General features: G+C 64.6%; 13 protein-coding genes. All 13 read left to right on the top strand.

What is annotated here, in order from left to right:
• Positions 1-14 precede the first annotated feature (14 nt).
• Positions 15-1319 (top strand): ABC transporter permease, encoded by a 1305-nt coding sequence (locus ACPPVV_RS15140; protein ID WP_426700697.1) that lies wholly within the window; start codon positions 15-17, stop codon positions 1317-1319.
• A gap of 1 nt (position 1320) precedes the next feature.
• A complete protein-coding gene (locus tag ACPPVV_RS15135) occupies positions 1321-2520 on the top strand; it encodes an ABC transporter permease (RefSeq protein WP_426700696.1) in 1200 nt (399 codons plus the stop codon).
• 47 nt (positions 2521-2567) lie between these two features.
• Positions 2568-3875: an ABC transporter permease gene (locus tag ACPPVV_RS15130; protein ID WP_426700695.1), complete on the top strand. Its 1308-nt coding sequence runs from the start codon at positions 2568-2570 to the stop codon at positions 3873-3875.
• Between the two features lie 13 nt (positions 3876-3888).
• Positions 3889-5118, top strand: a complete 1230-nt coding sequence (locus ACPPVV_RS15125) for an ABC transporter permease (RefSeq protein WP_426700694.1) — start codon at positions 3889-3891, stop codon at positions 5116-5118.
• 126 nt (positions 5119-5244) lie between these two features.
• Positions 5245-6591, top strand: a complete 1347-nt coding sequence (locus ACPPVV_RS15120; RefSeq protein WP_426700693.1) for an ABC transporter permease — start codon at positions 5245-5247, stop codon at positions 6589-6591.
• A 2-nt stretch (positions 6592-6593) separates the two neighbouring features.
• Positions 6594-7826 (top strand): ABC transporter permease, encoded by a 1233-nt coding sequence (locus ACPPVV_RS15115; protein ID WP_426700692.1) that lies wholly within the window; start codon positions 6594-6596, stop codon positions 7824-7826.
• A gap of 38 nt (positions 7827-7864) precedes the next feature.
• Positions 7865-9196 carry an ABC transporter permease gene (locus tag ACPPVV_RS15110; RefSeq protein ID WP_426700691.1) on the top strand — a complete coding sequence of 444 codons (1332 nt, stop codon included), beginning with the start codon at positions 7865-7867 and terminating at the stop codon, positions 9194-9196.
• A 12-nt stretch (positions 9197-9208) separates the two neighbouring features.
• Positions 9209-10459 carry an ABC transporter permease gene (locus tag ACPPVV_RS15105; RefSeq protein WP_426700690.1) on the top strand — a complete coding sequence of 417 codons (1251 nt, stop codon included), beginning with the start codon at positions 9209-9211 and terminating at the stop codon, positions 10457-10459.
• A gap of 84 nt (positions 10460-10543) precedes the next feature.
• Positions 10544-11881, top strand: a complete 1338-nt coding sequence (locus ACPPVV_RS15100; RefSeq protein ID WP_426700689.1) for a sigma-54-dependent transcriptional regulator — start codon at positions 10544-10546, stop codon at positions 11879-11881.
• 61 nt (positions 11882-11942) lie between these two features.
• Positions 11943-12236, top strand: coding sequence for a hypothetical protein (locus tag ACPPVV_RS15095; RefSeq protein WP_426700688.1), 294 nt, complete (start codon positions 11943-11945; stop codon positions 12234-12236).
• Between the two features lie 110 nt (positions 12237-12346).
• Positions 12347-12673, top strand: a complete 327-nt coding sequence (locus ACPPVV_RS15090; protein WP_426700687.1) for a hypothetical protein — start codon at positions 12347-12349, stop codon at positions 12671-12673.
• A gap of 28 nt (positions 12674-12701) precedes the next feature.
• Positions 12702-14087, top strand: coding sequence for a sensor histidine kinase (locus ACPPVV_RS15085; protein ID WP_426700686.1), 1386 nt, complete (start codon positions 12702-12704; stop codon positions 14085-14087).
• Positions 14088-14446: 359 nt separating this feature from the next.
• The gene (locus ACPPVV_RS15080) at positions 14447-14824 is read left to right on the top strand and encodes a hypothetical protein (protein ID WP_426700685.1); all 378 of its coding nucleotides are present in this window, start codon (positions 14447-14449) and stop codon (positions 14822-14824) included.
• Positions 14825-14886 lie beyond the last annotated feature (62 nt).

Genomic DNA, 14886 nt, shown 5'->3' with positions numbered 1-14886 from the left:
ACCGGGGGAATGAAATGTTTGGCTATTACATAGATCTGGCATGGCGCAGCTTCAGGCGCAACAAGGCGCTTACCGCACTGATGGTGGTGGCGATCGGGCTGGGCATCGGCGCCTGCATCACCACGCTGACGGTGCTGCATCTACTGTCCGGGGATCCGCTGCCGGGCAAAAGCGCCACGCTGTACTACCCGCAGGTCGACCCCACCGATCGTCATGGCGACAAGCCGCAGACGCAGATGACCTATATCGACGCGATGAACCTCTGGCAGGCACACAAGGCCGATCGCCAGGCCATCGTGGTCAGCGCCAACGTCAAGGTATTCGGTCCGCAGCCGGGGGCGCAACCGATGGGCTTGTCGACGGTGGCGACGACCAGCGATTTCTTTCCCATGTTCGATGTGCCGTTTGCCTACGGTGGTCCATGGTCGGCCGCCGATGGCGCGGCCAAGGCCCGTGTGGCGGTGATTTCCTCGACACTCAACGACAAGCTGTTCGCCGGCGGCAACAGCATCGGCAAGAACATCCGGCTGCAGGACTGGGACTTTCGCGTCGTCGGTGTGCTCGACCATTGGCGCCCGACCCCCCGTTTCTACGACCTGTTCGGAGGTGGTGCCTTCGCCGCGGGTGACGATGTGCTGATCCCGTTCACGACCTCGCGCGATCTCGCCTCGCTCGGCATCCAGGGCAACGGGCTGGATTGCTGGGGACAACTGACCGACGAGGTGCACCTCGAGAACCAGCCCTGCCTGTGGCTGCAGTACTGGGTGCAACTGGACAGTCCGGCCAAGGCCGCTGCGTACCGCGACTATCTGGTGAATTATTCGGAACAGCAGAAGGCGCTGGGGCGCTACCACTACCTGGACAAGCCGCGGGTGGACCTGCCCAGCCTGCTGCAGTGGCTGGATTTCAATCAGGTCGTGCCATCGGACGTGCGTCTGCAGACCTGGGTGGCGTTCGGCTTCCTGTTCGTCTGCCTGCTCAACACGGTCGGTTTGCTGCTGGCCAAGTTCCTCCGACGCGCACCCGAGGTCGGCGTGCGCCGCGCGCTGGGTGCATCGCGACGCACGGTGTTCGCGCAATTCCTGGTCGAGGCCGGCGGCGTTGGCCTGGCCGGCGGCATCGTCGGCCTGCTGTTGGCGCTGCTGGGGCTGTGGGCGGTGCGGCACACGCCAAGCGACTACGCCGGGCTGGCGCATCTGGACGCCGGCATGTTTCTGGTCACTTTCGTCCTGGCCATCGTCGCCAGCCTGCTGGCCGGGCTGCTGCCAGCCTGGCGCGCCTGCCAGGTGGCGCCGGCCCTGCAACTGAAGAGCAATTGACATGGATATCCGTCCCATACTTTCGTCGCTGGGCAGGCACAAGCTCGCATCCTTGCTGATCGTGCTGGAGATCGCGGTGGCGTGCGCGATCCTCTGCAACGCGGTCTTCCTGATCCGCGAACGGCTCACGCGCATGCAGGTCACCACCGGTATCGTCGAGAACGAGCTGGTCTGGGTGAAGACCGACGGCATCGATGGCCCCCAAGCCACCTCGCTGCTCGAGCGCAACCTCGCTGCCTTGCGCGGACTGGCCGGGGTGAAATCGGCCGCGCTGGTGTTTCCGCTGCCGCTGGCCAACACCTCGATGAACTTCAACCCGACCCTGGATGCCGACCACAAGAAATCCGGGCCCAACATCGGCATGTATGTGGGCAGCCAGGGTTATCTCAAAACGCTGGGCGTGAAACTGGTCGAGGGCCGTGACTTCACCGACGGCGACTTCGACGAGACCGACTCGTGGTTGCCGCGTTCCCCCGTGATGATCATCACTCGTTCACTGGCCCAGCGCCTGTGGCCCGGAAAGGAAGCCGTGGGCCAGGTGTTCTGGGTCGGCGAGAAACGCTACGGCGTGATCGGTGTGGTTGAACACCTGGTACGCGGCGACCTGCGCGGCACCGCCTCCGAATACGCGGCGATGTTCGCGGCCAGGCCCAACCGCCTGTTCTCGAGCTTGTATGCATTGCGCGTCGATCCGGCGTCGCGCGACCGACTGGTGCGCGAAGCCTCCGCGCTACTGCTCAAACTCAATCCGCAGATGCTGATCAACGACAAGGGCACCTATGCCGAATTGCGCGCCTCCTATTTCCGGCAGGACACGGCGATGGCGTGGCTGCTGGCGGTGGTCTGCGTGGCATTGCTGATCGTCACCGCGCTGGGCATCGTGGGCCTGTCCAGTTTCTGGGTATCGCAACGGCGTCGACAGATCGGCGTGCGCCGCGCATTGGGTGCCACGCGCCGCGACATCCTGCGTTATTTCCAGACCGAGAACTTCCTGATCGTCACCGGCGGCATCGCACTGGGCATGCTGTTTGCGTACGGCATCAACCTGTTCCTGATGACCCATTACGAATTGCCACGACTGCCTGCCGCCTATCTCCCCAGCGGTGCGATTGCGCTGTGGCTGATCGGGCAGATTGCGGTGCTTGGGCCGGCGTTGCGTGCGGCCGCGGTACCGCCGGTGGTGGCGACGCGGTCGGTGTGATGACAAGAACAGAAAGCCAGTGATCTGAACACACGGAAGGGCCTGCCATGTTTACCTATTACCTCGACCTGGCGCTGCGCAGCCTGAAGCGCAACAAGGGGCTCACTGTGTTGATGGTGCTGGCGATCGGTTTGGGTATCGGCGCGAGCATGACGATGATCACCGTGCTGCACGTGATGACCGCCGACCCACTGCCGGACAAAAGCGCCCGGCTGTTTTATCCGCAGATCGATCCGCAGGACATGGAAGGCTACGTGGCGGGCAAGGAACCGTTCGACCAATTTTCGTGGCCCGATGCGATGAACCTGTTGCATGCCCGCAAGGACAGTCACCAGGTGGCGATGACAGGCGGCCGTGTCACGGTGCGTCCGCCACAGGGAAAGAGTCGCGCGTTCTTTGCCGATGCGCGTTATGCGTCGGCCGACTTTTTCGGCATGTTCGACGTGCCGTTTCTCCATGGCAACGGCTGGAGCGCCGAAGACGACGACCGGCAGGCGCGGGTGGCAGTGATTTCGCGCAGTCTGGCCGACAAGCTCTACGGCGCCGACCACGCGGTGGGCCAATCGCTGCCACTGGGCAAGGATGTGTTTCGCGTCATCGGCGTGATCGATCGCTGGGATCCGGTGCCGCACTTCTACGACCTGACCCAGGGCAGTTACCACCATACCGAGGACGTGTTTCTTCCGCTGGAAACAGCCATGGCGCTCGGGCAGGGCACGGCGGGCAACATGAATTGCTGGGGCCATGCCGATTTCCCCACGCCCGATCGCATGAAAACCGCCGACTGTGCGTGGATGCAGTTCTGGGTGCAACTGGATACGCCGGCGCAGGTGCAGGCGTATCGCGAATTCCTGGTGCATTACTCCGAGCAGCAGAAGGCGCTGGGACGTTTTCAGCGTCCGCCGAACACACGCCTGCACGACGTGATGGGCTGGCTGGACTACAACCATGTCGTGCCCGGCAGCGTGCAGCTGCAAGCCTTGCTGGCACTGGGCTTCATGCTGGTGTGCCTGGTCAATACGGTGGCCTTGTTGCTGGTGAAGTTCCTGCGCCGCAGCAGCGAACTGGGTGTGCGCCGCGCGATGGGCGCATCGAAGCGGTCGGTGTTTGCGCAACTGCTGGTGGAGGCGTCGCTGGTGGGGTTGGCTGGCGGTGTGGCCGGCTTGCTGCTGGCGTTCTTCGGCCTGTGGATCGTGCGCCAGCAGCCGGCGCCATACGCCACCTACGCGCATCTGGATGTGGCGATGCTGTGCGCGACGCTGGTGCTCGCGCTGTGCGCCACCGTGCTGGCGGCGATCTTCCCCGCCTGGCGCGCGTGCCGGGTGCAACCCGCGCGCGTTCTGAAGATCCAGTGAGGAGAAGCACGTCATGCATCCCATTCTTTCCGCACTGAAACATCACAAGACCGTGGTGGCGCTGGTGGCGCTGGAAATCGCGTTGACCTGCGCCATCGTCAGCAATGCGCTGTTCATCATCGGCAGCCACCTGGGCGACATGCAACTGCAAACCGGCGTGGCGGACAACGAGCTGGTGTGGGCCACCAGCAGCGGCATCGGCGACGACGCCACGCCAGCGAGCCAAGTCAGCCGGGCGGCCGCCGACCTGGCCGCACTGCGCGCCATGCCGGGAGTGAAATCGGCCGTCATCACCAACTCGCTGCCGCTGAGTTCCTCCGGCTCCTGGGGTACCTGCATTGCCCGCAAGCCCGGTGGGGCAAAAGGCGATTCCGTCTGCACTGTCATCTTGTATGCCGGTACGGCGGGCGTGGTGAACACGCTCGGAATCAAGCTGTCGCAGGGACGCGATTTCCTGCCGCAGGAATATCAGGACTTCAACCCGTTCCAGGGCGACAAGCCGCCACCGCCGTCGGTGATCGTCACCCGCTCGCTGGCGCAGAAGCTGTGGCCCGGGGAAGATCCCCTGGGCAAGCCGGTCTTCCTCGGCGACAAGGGCTCGGATGTCACGCATGTCGTCGGCGTGACGGATCATTTCCTCAATCCCGACATCAACAAATCCAGCGGCGGCGACCTCAACCTGTTGTTTCCGGTGACCTCGGTCGCTGGCGGCAAGTACGTGTTGCGCACCGAGCCGGGTGCGCGCGATACCACGTTGCGCAACCTGGCCAAGGTCCTCGATGGCGTGGATGACCAGCGCATCATCACGGGCAGCCACAGCTATGCCGATACCGTCTCGGAGTATTTCCACGACGACCGCGCACTGATCTGGCTGCTGCTGGTGGTGATCGGTTGCCTGCTCGCGCTGACCGCGCTGGGCGTGGTCGGACTGTCCAGTTTCTGGGTACAGCAACGTACGCATCAGATCGGCATCCGCCGTGCCATAGGCGCCACCCGGCACGACATTCTCCGTTATTTCCAGCTCGAGAATTTCCTGATCGTCAGCGGCGGTATCGCCATCGGCCTCTTGCTGGCGGTGGCGCTGAACCTGCTGCTGATGAAGCACTACGAGTTGCCGAGACTGCCGCTGTACTACCTGCCTGCCGGCGCGGTGGTGTTGTGGTTGCTCGGGCAACTGGCGGTACTCGGTCCCGCGCTGCGGGCGGCAGCGGTGCCTCCGGTGGTGGCGACGCGATCGGTGTGATGAAAATCCTGTAGGAGCCCGTTGGCGGGCGATGCTCCTGGTCGGAATTCGGGGTATGCAAGAAACAGGAGCATCGCCCGCCAGCGGGCTCCTACGAAAGAGCGAGTCAACAGGAGTGTTCCGGACATGCTTACCTACTACCTCGATCTCGCGCTTCGCAGCCTCAAGCGCAATCCGGTCCTCACCGCATTGATGGTGCTGGCGATCGGGTTGGGCATCGGCGCCAGCATGACGATGATTACCGTGCTGCATGTGATGTCGGGTGATCCGCTACCCGCGCGCAGCGCCAAACTGTTCTATCCCACGCTGGATCCGCGTCCCTTGCGCGATAGCCAGCGTGATAATGACAACGCCGGCGGGGTTGGTGAGCACGACAGCGCTACCGACAACTTTACCTATGTCGACGCGATGGCCCTGCTGCAGGCGCATCGGGCGCCACGCCAGGCGATGATGGCCGGCGGCACGGTGCTGATCCAGACGGCCGACGACCAGGGCGATACGCGCCCCGATTACCAACCTGTCCACTATGCGAGCGCCGATTTCTTCGCCATGTTCGACGTGCCGATGGCCAGCGGCAGCGGCTGGGGCGTGGCGGACGACGATGCCCGGGCACGCGTGGCGGTGATCACGCCACAACTGGCGCGGCGTGTATTCGGCGAGAAGCCGGCGATGGGTCGGCAGATACGCCTGGCAGGTAGTCTTTTTCGCGTGGTGGGCGTGACGGGCGAGTGGAATCCGCAACCGACTTTTTATCAGGACGTCGATAGTGGCGAGCCGTATGGGAAAGCCGACCAAGCGTTCATCCCGCTGCTGACTGCCGTCGATCTCGACCTGCCGGTGAGCGGTACCAGTTGCTGGAGCAAGGACAGTCTGGCCGGCAAGGCGCGGCGAACCAGCGACAGCTGCAGTTGGGCGCAGTTCTGGGTCGAACTGGACGATGCCGGGCAGGTGGCCGCGTATCGCCAGTTCCTGCAAGGCTATGCGGAAACACAGCATGCCGCGGGCCGCTTCCAGAGGCCACCCCGCAGCGCGCTCTACCCGATGATGGAGTGGCTGGGGCGTGCCGACTGGATACCGGGCGACCTGCATCTGCAACTGCTGCTTGCGGTTTCGTTCCTCGGTGTATGCCTGCTCAATATCGTCGCCTTGTTGCTCGCGAAGTTCCTGCGTCGCTCGGGAGAAATCAGCGTGCGCCGTGCGCTGGGTGCGCAGAGGCGGGACATCTTCGTACAGTTGGGCGTCGAGTCCGTGCTGATCGGTCTGCTCGGCGGCCTGCTTGGCCTGGTCATCGCCCAGTTTGGTCTGTGGAGTGTGCGCCAGCGGCCCGATGCGTATGCCTCGCTGGCGCATATGGATGTCGGCATGCTGGTACTGACCTTGATGCTGGCCATCCTCGCCAGCGTGTTGGCCGGGCTGCTGCCGGCGTGGCGTGCCTGCCGGGTAGCGCCGGCTCTGCAATTGAAGAGTGCCTGAGCATGCGTATGCCTCCCTTCCGATCCATCCTTGCCAGCCTGACCCGCCACAAGCTCGTGGCCATACTGTTGCTGCTGCAGGTCGCGGCGACCTGCGCCATCGTCTGCAACGTGGGTTTCATGGTCGCCACGCGCGTCCAGCGCATGTACGCGTCCAGCGGAATCGACGAAGCGTCACTGGTGTTGATCAGTGCGCAGGACTTCCAGTTGCGCAGCGACGTGCAGCAACGGCATGAGGCCGATCTGGCGCGGTTGCGCATGATCCCCGGTGTGACTGCTGCGGTGGTGGTCGATTCGATGCCCTTCAGCCGCTCCACCTGGCGCGTCGGCAGTCGCCCTGCAGGCAGTGCATCGGACGCAGCTGGCGGCATTCCGCTGACCCTGTATAGCGGTACGCCAGGGGAGTTGACCACATTGGGTATCCGGCTGATCGGCGGCCATGATTTTGCGGCCACCGATTATCGGCCGATGCGGGTCAAGGACAACTGGGCCGGGCTGGACGATGTCGATGCGCTGATCGTGAGCCGCGCCGTGGCGGAGCATTATTTCCCCGGCCGTTCGGCGGTGGGACGCGCGATCCGAATCGACGAGCACGATCGCCGCATCGTCGGTGTCTTCGACCATCTTGCGACGCCTTCGCCGGGCAGCCAGCAGAAGCCGGACTACACCGTGCTCACACCGATGCTGCCTGACGACAGCCAGGCGTTCTACGTGGTGCGCTGCGCTCCGGCCGAATGCGACCGTGTCGGCCAGCGAGCCAGCGATTTGTTGCAGGCTGCCGCACATGATCGCCTGCTCAAGCCGCCGCAGCATTTCTCCGAGATGCGTGCCACGTATTTCCGGCGCGACCTGACCATGGTCGGGTTGCTCATCGCCTCGGGCCTCGGCCTGTTGTTCGTCACCGCGCTGGGCATCACGGGTCTGGCCAATTTCTGGGTGCAGCAGCGCACGCGGAGTATCGGCATCCGGCGTGCTGTCGGCGCCACCCGTGGTGACATCCTGCGCTATTTCCAGACGGAGAATTTCCTGATCGTCGGTGCGGGCATCGTGTTGGGCATGCTGCTGGCGTTCGTGCTGAACGCGGTGCTGATGACCCATTACGAGTTGCCGCGGCTGCCGCTGTTCTACCTGCCGGTAGGCGCGCTGATATTGTGGTTGCTGGGTCAGCTTGCCGTGCTCGGCCCGGCGCTGCGCGCCGCGGCGGTGCCGCCGGTGGTGGCGACGCGGTCGGTTTGAAAGGGATGTCGAACGTGCTGAAACGACGGAGCGGATGGATGGTGCGATACAACCTTGAACTGGCCTTGCGCGGCTTGCGGCGGTTTCCCCGGACCACGCTGCTGGCGGTGTTGACGGTGGCGCTGGGGTTGGCTGCCAGCATGACGACGCTGGCCTTGCTGCACATGCTGTCCGCCGATCCCTTGCCGGGGCGCAGCCAGCACTTGTACCTGGCGTGGGTGGACACGGTGCAGGCGAAGTCGGCCGATTACAAATCGCTGAACGGGGTGACGACAACCAACTACAAGCGCATCAAGATGGCCGATGCGCAGGCGCTGCTGCAGGCGCATCGCGCGGTACGGCAGGCCGCGCTGGTTGGGCTGGATGCCGATGTGAGCACGGCGGCTGGCGAACATGTGCAGCAGGGTCAGTCGCTGCTGGGCACGACGAGCGAGTTCGTGCCGATGTTCGGCGTGGCGTTGCGCTACGGCCGCAGCTGGAGCGCAGCGGAGGACGCCGCCCGTGCACCGGTGGCGGTGATCGATGTCGATCTCGCGCAAAAGCTCTTCGGCACCGGGGATGCGGTGGGCCGCAGCATCCAGCTCGACAAGACGGTGTTCCGGGTGATCGGTGTCAGCACCCGCTTTGCGCCGCAACCGCATTTTTACGGACTGGATCGCTGGGGGTTCAGCGGTAGTGATCTGGAGAACGTGTTCTTGCCGTATACCGCGGCGCTGGACGCCGGCCTGATGCCGGGTGGTTCCGACGGTTGCGACGCATCGGCCAAGGGACAGCGCAGCCTTTTCGAGGTCGATCCGGCGCGTTGCGCATGGCTGGCTTACTGGGTGCAAATGGACACGACGCCACAGGTGGCCGACTACCGCAACTATCTCGATCACTACGCCGAACAACAGCCCGCCCTGGAAGGGCGCACCAGGCAGAAGGCGCAACTGCACAGCGTGTCCGAATGGTTGACGCAACAGAACGTGATACCCGACAACGCGCGCATGAACGTGTGGCTGGCCGGCTCGTTCCTGTTGCTGTGCATGGTCAATGTGGCCGGATTGCTGACCGCCAAGTTTCTGCGACGCAGCGCGGAGATCGGCGTTCGTCGCGCGCTGGGAGCGCCGCGACGCGCGGTGTTCATGCAGCACGTGCTGGAGGCCACCGTGGTCTGCGCACTGGGCGGCGTGTTGGCATCGCCGCTGACCCTGCTGGGATTGTGGATCTTGCGGATGCAAGATCAGGGCTTTACCGATCTGGCGCGGCTTGACCCGGTGATGTTCGGCGGTTTGTTCGTGCTGGCGCTTGCGGTAGGGGTGCTGGTGGGCGTGCTGCCGGCGTGGCGTGCCGCCACGGTGGAGCCTGGCTTGCAGGTCAAGAGCGCCTGAGGAGAGTTGATCATGTCCATGCGTACCCAATGGTCCGTACTGCGCCGGCACAGCCTGATGCCGGCGCTGGTCTTGCTACAGGTGGCCCTGGCCTGCGCCATCCTGTGCAATGTGCTGTTTCTGGTGCAGCAGCGACTGGCGCCGATGCTGGCACCCAGCGGGATCGCCGCCGACGAGCTGATCCTGATCGACCAGATGGCCTCACGGCAGCAGCCGTGGACGGCGGCCGAAGTGCGCCGCGGCGAGCAGGTATTGCGTCAGGTACCCGGCGTGCGCGATGCATCGGCGGCATTCGGCTTGCCGATGGTGTCGGGCGCGCTGATGGATATGGCGTTGCAGGGCGGCAATGGCGTGAAGCTCGGTGCCAACGGCTATCTCGGCGAAGGGCTGGTGAAGACGTTGGGCCTGCAACTTGTGGCGGGAAGGGATTTTCTGCCGGACGAATACCGCGACTTCGGGATGGGTGGTGAAGGCAACAGCAAGTGGGATCCAGGGGCACCGCAACCGGTCATCATCACGCGCGCATTGGCAGACCAGCTGTTTGACGATGGGCATGCGTTGGGCAAGGTGCTGCTTGATCCCAGCGATCGCCAGAGTCACGGCTATCAGGTGGTCGGCATCGTGCGGCATCTGCTGCGCAACCAGCTCGGCCTCGCCACGGACGGGCGCGCCGACAACACCATCTTGCTGGCGCGTCGCATCGGCAGCACCTCCATGTTGAGCTTTGCGGTGCGCGTTGATCCGGCGATGCACGACGCGGTGTTGAAGCGGGTCGCGGCAGCGATCCAGCGCGAGTTCGGCGCAAAAATGAGAGAAAAACTCACCGCTCGCGTCAGTTTCTACAGCGAGCGTCGGGCGCAGGCGTTCGAGAGCCAGCGCGCGGCGCTGTGGCTCTATGCAGGCGTGACCCTGGCCGTGGTCATCGTCACCGTGATCGGCATCATGGGATTGACCGGCTTCTGGGTGCAGAAACGCACGCGCCAGATCGGCATACGCCGCGCGCTGGGTGCGCGGCGGGCGGATATCCTGCGCTACTTCCTGGCGGAGAACGTGCTGATCGTCAGCGTGGGTGTCATGGTAGGCATGGTGTTCGCGTATCTCGGCAACCTGCTGTTGATGCGTCACTACGAGCTGCCGCACCTGCCATGGGTCTATCTGCCGGTGGGCGCGCTGGTAATGTTGATACTCGGTCAGTTGGCGGTGTTGGGCCCGGCGTTGCGTGCCGCGGCGGTGTCACCGGTGGTGGCGACGCGGTCGGTGTGAGCGGGGCTTGGGTATACGCGTGACCATAGTCATGGCAACCTTTATTGCTGGAGCGGCATCCATGTCCGCATGTGCAGAAGAAAAATGCGTACCGTACTGATCATCGACGACAACCCGGCCGTGGGCGAGGCGCTCTCGCTTGCGTTGTCGTTGCACGAGATCCGGCCTCTCACCGCGCTGACCCCCGACGAAGGGCTGGCGACGCTGCAGCGTGAAACAGTGGATGTGGTGATTCAGGACATGAACTTCACCGCCGACACGACCTCGGGCAAGGAGGGCGTGGCATTGTTCCGCGCGATCCGCGAGCAGCATTCCGACCTGCCGGTGATCCTGCTCACCGCATGGACGCACCTGGAAACCGCCGTGGAGCTGGTCAAGGCCGGCGCCGCGGACTACCTGGCCAAGCCCTGGGACGACAACAAGCTGCTGGCCACGGTGGAAAACCTGCTGGAGCTTTCCGAGTCGACCCGCGAAATGACGCGTAGCCGGCGCGAACGACGCCTGCGGCGCGAGCAGCTGCAGCGCAAGTACGACCTGGACAACCTGGTGTTTGCGTCCGAGGCGATGGCGCGCACGCTGGACCTGGCCTGCCAGATCGCCCGGTCCGATGTCTCGGTACTGATTACGGGCCCGAACGGCACGGGCAAGGAGCGTATCGCCGCGATCATGCACGCGAACTCGGCGGTGAAGCGCGGTCCGTTCGTGGCGGTGAACTGCGGCGCATTGCCCGGCGAACTGATCGAGGCGGAGCTGTTCGGCGCCGAGGCCGGTGCGTATACCGGGGCGAACAAGGCGCGTGAAGGCCGCTTCGAACTGGCCGATGGCGGCACCCTGTTCCTGGACGAGATCGGCAACCTGCCGCTGCCGGGGCAGATGAAACTGTTGCGCGTGCTGGAAACCGGCCAGTTCGAGCGGCTCGGCTCCGGCAAGACGCGGCAGGCCAAGGTGCGGGTGCTGTCGGCGACCAACGCCGACCTCAAGGCAATGATCCGCGCAGGCACCTTCCGCGAGGACCTGTACTACCGGCTCAACGTGATCGAGGTGAACCTGCCGCCGTTGTCCGAGCGCAACGATGACATCCTGCCGCTGGCCGAATTTTTCCTCGACGGTCGTGCCGAACTCGGCGATGCCGCGCGCGAAGTGTTGCTGGGCTACCCGTGGCCGGGCAATGTGCGCGAACTGAAAAACGCGATCGAGCGCGCCGCGCTGCTGGCTGGCGGCAATCCGATCACCCCGGAACTGCTCAACCTGCCGCAACACGCCACCGCCGCTGCCCGCAATCTCGACGAACCCAGCCGCGAGGCAGTCGAAACGGCGTTGAACAGGGCCGACGGCGTAGTCAGCCGCGCCGCACAGCACCTGGGCCTGTCGCGACAGGCGCTGTATCGGCGGATGGAGCGTTATGGTCTGGCGCAGGCGTAGTCGCCGGTTTGTTGCAAGCCATGGCGCCGATGTTCGTGTGATGCCACCTGGAGAAAAGCACATGGATTACCGCATGCTGGCCGTACCGAGTCTGATCCTGTTTTGCGCGGGGGCCTTCGCGCAAAACGCGCATGAACCCGGCTTGGCGCATTCGCGATTGCCGGGAGCCGAAACGCAGGGGCATTTTCAGTTCGCCGATCACCGCGCGCCGGCCTCGCCCTTGGCAAGGCTGGGGCAGGACGCGGCACGCGCTGTGACGTTCAAACACAGAATGAGTGGCAACACACTGGTGAATTACGGTCCACCCACCCCCGCATGCAAGGTCGATCCGACAAAGCCCGGGTGCGTCCGGTAGAAGCGCCGTCCCGCTGGCGGATGGCGACAGGTTTTTTCGGCTTGCGATCACGCTTGCCGTCGAGCAGATGGCGTAGAAAGATGGCGATATCGAAACGCAGGAGTGTTGTCATGCCATACCGTTCCCTTTTGATCGCTTCGACATGGCTGCTCGCCAGCGCGGCAATGGCGCAGACATCGCCTGCGGTGCAAAGTGATAGCTGGGCGAAACATCCAGCCCCTGCCAGCTCGGCCGGTTATCGAGTCCATTCGTCGACGGAGGCCTCGCCGACCACGAGCCACTTCAAGTTCAAGGATCGCAACCAGAGCGGCCCGCTGAGCCAGCCGCCGCCCGGCGCAAACGACAAGGCCGCCGTGATGGGCAACGACCGCGCCTGGCAAAATGGACGTGCGCCACTCGATTGCGCGCAGACACCCATGGATTCCGGATGCCATTGAGGCGATCGATACGCGGAGGTCGTGGCCGATGTGGCGTCGCCTGAACTCGCTGCAGGGCCGCCTGACCCTGCTATTGCTGATGGCCGGCGCAGCCGGTGCGCTGATCTACGCCGGCGTCACCCAGTGGCCGTTGCCGCAATTGCTGTCATGGCTGCGCAAGGATCTGTCCGTGTCGATCCGTTCGCCGATGCAGCTGGGCATCTACGGCGGCATGCTGGCCAGCGTGATCGTGCTGTTGCCGCTGGCCTTCTGGCTGGCAGGGCTGGCGATGGCGCCCGTGAGTCGCCTGCTGCGGGCGCTCGAGGGGGCGGTCGCAAGTTACCGCGATGGTGATTTCAGCTTCTCGATTGCGGTCCATCGACGCGATGAGCTGGGCGAGCTGATCCGCATGCACAACGCGCTGGGGCAAACCTTGCGCGAGCAGCGCCAGCATCTGGTGCAGCGCGAACTCCTGCTGGACACGGTGGTGCAGAACACGCCGGTGGCGCTGGTGCTGACCGACGCGATCGGTCGGGTGGCTTACGCCAACATCGCCTCGCGGCATCTGTTCAACGAAGGCCGCAGTCTGGTCGGTCTGGATTTCTCCGAACTGCTGGCCGACTCGCCCGAAGCCCTGCGCAAGGCAGTGGAAAGTGGCGAGGATGCCCTGCTCAGCGTGGAAATGGATGGCAGCGAGGAAACCTTCCACCTGTCGCAGCGAGCTTTCCGCCTGCAAGGGAGGCCGCACCGGCTGCAGTTGTTCCGGCGCATGACGCGCGAACTGTCACGGCAGGAAGTGGCGACCTGGAAACGGGTGATCCGGGTGATCAGCCACGAACTCAACAATTCGCTGGCACCGATTTCGTCGCTGGCGCATTCCGGTGCCGAACTGGCGCGTCGCGGCGATACCGATCGCCTGCCTGGCGTGTTCGCCACCATCGGTGAGCGTGCCCGGCATCTGCACGGTTTCATCGCCGGCTATGCCAGCTTCGCCAAGCTGCCGTCGCCGCAGTTGGTGGAGGTGGCGTGGGCGCCGTTTCTCGAGGGTCTGGCGCTGCATTGTCAGTACCGGCTGGCATCCGATGTGCCGACCCGGCCTGGCCGTTTCGACGCCGCGCAGATCGAACAGGTGCTGATCAACCTGATCAAGAACGCGCATGAAGCGGAAGGAGTGGATGACGAGGTCACGCTGTCGATCCTGGAGGCTGGTAGCGAATGGCGGATCGAGGTGGCCGATCGCGGCCCCGGCATGAGCGAAGCGGTGCTGGCGCAGGCGTTGCTGCCGTTCTACTCGACCAAGCGCTCCGGCACCGGGCTGGGGCTCGCGCTGGCGCGCGAGATCACCGAAGCGCACGGCGGCCGCGTCCTGCTCGCCAATCGCGAGGGCGGCGGCCTGCAGGTAAGCCTGCGGTTGCCACAGGTGGTGCCGAGGTAAGTCGGGTTGGTCGCTGTCCTTCGGCTGCGCCGCGCCAGGCCCGGGCGAACCGCTCGCCTGTACAGATCAAGGACAGCGTGGCTCTTTCGTAGCGAGCGCCTCCTCGCCCCACTGCGGCCTCAGCCCGGTACTCCTTTACGAGCGCGTTGGGGAAGGTGAGGGCGGCTATGGATTCATGTTTCCAGAGTTACGGAAACAGGCGAAGGTTCAGCACATCTTGCCGCCCACATCGCGTGGCATGCTCATGGCTACCCAAGGGCGCCGACGAAGACTCCCGATGGGGTCACCCATCAAGTCAGCGACATGCTGCCGCGGGCAATGCAATTGTCTAACACGCGCTCATCGCCTAGCATGCGCCGATGACTCGCTCCGCCACGCCTCTGCTGACCCGCCTGCGCCGCCATCGCGGCCTGTGGGCGCTGGCTATCGCGGTGCTGTTGATCAAGCTGGTCTCCAGTTCGATCTGCCTGGCTGATGATCCCTCCGCCCGGTTGGCTGCGACCCAGGCGGTCGTTGGCATGACCGCGGATTCGGCGGTCGCAGGCACTTCCGGCGATGCGGCGTGTCTGCTGGGCGAAGCTGGCGATTGTCATTGCGCGTGCGCCCATGCGCTGACCTTGACGAGCAGCATGCTCATGCCACTCGCGCCAACCGCCGCGAGGATGATGTCATCGCGCCTCTCGCCGGGTTTGGTGCCGGACACCACCGGCTCCCTGTTGCGTCCTCCTATCGCCTGACACCGCTCCGTTCTGCGATGCAACCGCGGATGCGGTTGGTCGCTTCGTGACCGTGTTCAGGA

It is taken from the genome of Rhodanobacter sp. Col0626 (assembly GCF_049994385.1).
Taxonomy (GTDB): domain Bacteria; phylum Pseudomonadota; class Gammaproteobacteria; order Xanthomonadales; family Rhodanobacteraceae; genus Rhodanobacter.
Note: the sequence above shows the minus strand (reverse complement) of the source record. Positions and strands in the feature narration are given on the sequence as shown.

Excerpts from the sequence above, each read along its gene's own strand:
- ACPPVV_RS15085 (WP_426700686.1), top strand. The coding sequence starts at position 12,702 with ATGTGGCGTCGCCTGAACTCGCTGCAGGGCCGCCTGACCCTGCTATTG.
- ACPPVV_RS15105 (WP_426700690.1), top strand. The coding sequence starts at position 9,209 with ATGTCCATGCGTACCCAATGGTCCGTACTGCGCCGGCACAGCCTGATG.
- ACPPVV_RS15110 (WP_426700691.1), top strand. The coding sequence starts at position 7,865 with ATGGTGCGATACAACCTTGAACTGGCCTTGCGCGGCTTGCGGCGGTTT.
- ACPPVV_RS15095 (WP_426700688.1), top strand. The coding sequence starts at position 11,943 with ATGGATTACCGCATGCTGGCCGTACCGAGTCTGATCCTGTTTTGCGCG.
- ACPPVV_RS15135 (WP_426700696.1), top strand. The coding sequence starts at position 1,321 with ATGGATATCCGTCCCATACTTTCGTCGCTGGGCAGGCACAAGCTCGCA.
- ACPPVV_RS15125 (WP_426700694.1), top strand. The coding sequence starts at position 3,889 with ATGCATCCCATTCTTTCCGCACTGAAACATCACAAGACCGTGGTGGCG.
- ACPPVV_RS15140 (WP_426700697.1), top strand. The coding sequence starts at position 15 with ATGTTTGGCTATTACATAGATCTGGCATGGCGCAGCTTCAGGCGCAAC.
- ACPPVV_RS15120 (WP_426700693.1), top strand. The coding sequence starts at position 5,245 with ATGCTTACCTACTACCTCGATCTCGCGCTTCGCAGCCTCAAGCGCAAT.
- ACPPVV_RS15130 (WP_426700695.1), top strand. The coding sequence starts at position 2,568 with ATGTTTACCTATTACCTCGACCTGGCGCTGCGCAGCCTGAAGCGCAAC.
- ACPPVV_RS15100 (WP_426700689.1), top strand. The coding sequence starts at position 10,544 with ATGCGTACCGTACTGATCATCGACGACAACCCGGCCGTGGGCGAGGCG.
- ACPPVV_RS15080 (WP_426700685.1), top strand. The coding sequence starts at position 14,447 with ATGACTCGCTCCGCCACGCCTCTGCTGACCCGCCTGCGCCGCCATCGC.
- ACPPVV_RS15090 (WP_426700687.1), top strand. The coding sequence starts at position 12,347 with ATGCCATACCGTTCCCTTTTGATCGCTTCGACATGGCTGCTCGCCAGC.
- ACPPVV_RS15115 (WP_426700692.1), top strand. The coding sequence starts at position 6,594 with ATGCGTATGCCTCCCTTCCGATCCATCCTTGCCAGCCTGACCCGCCAC.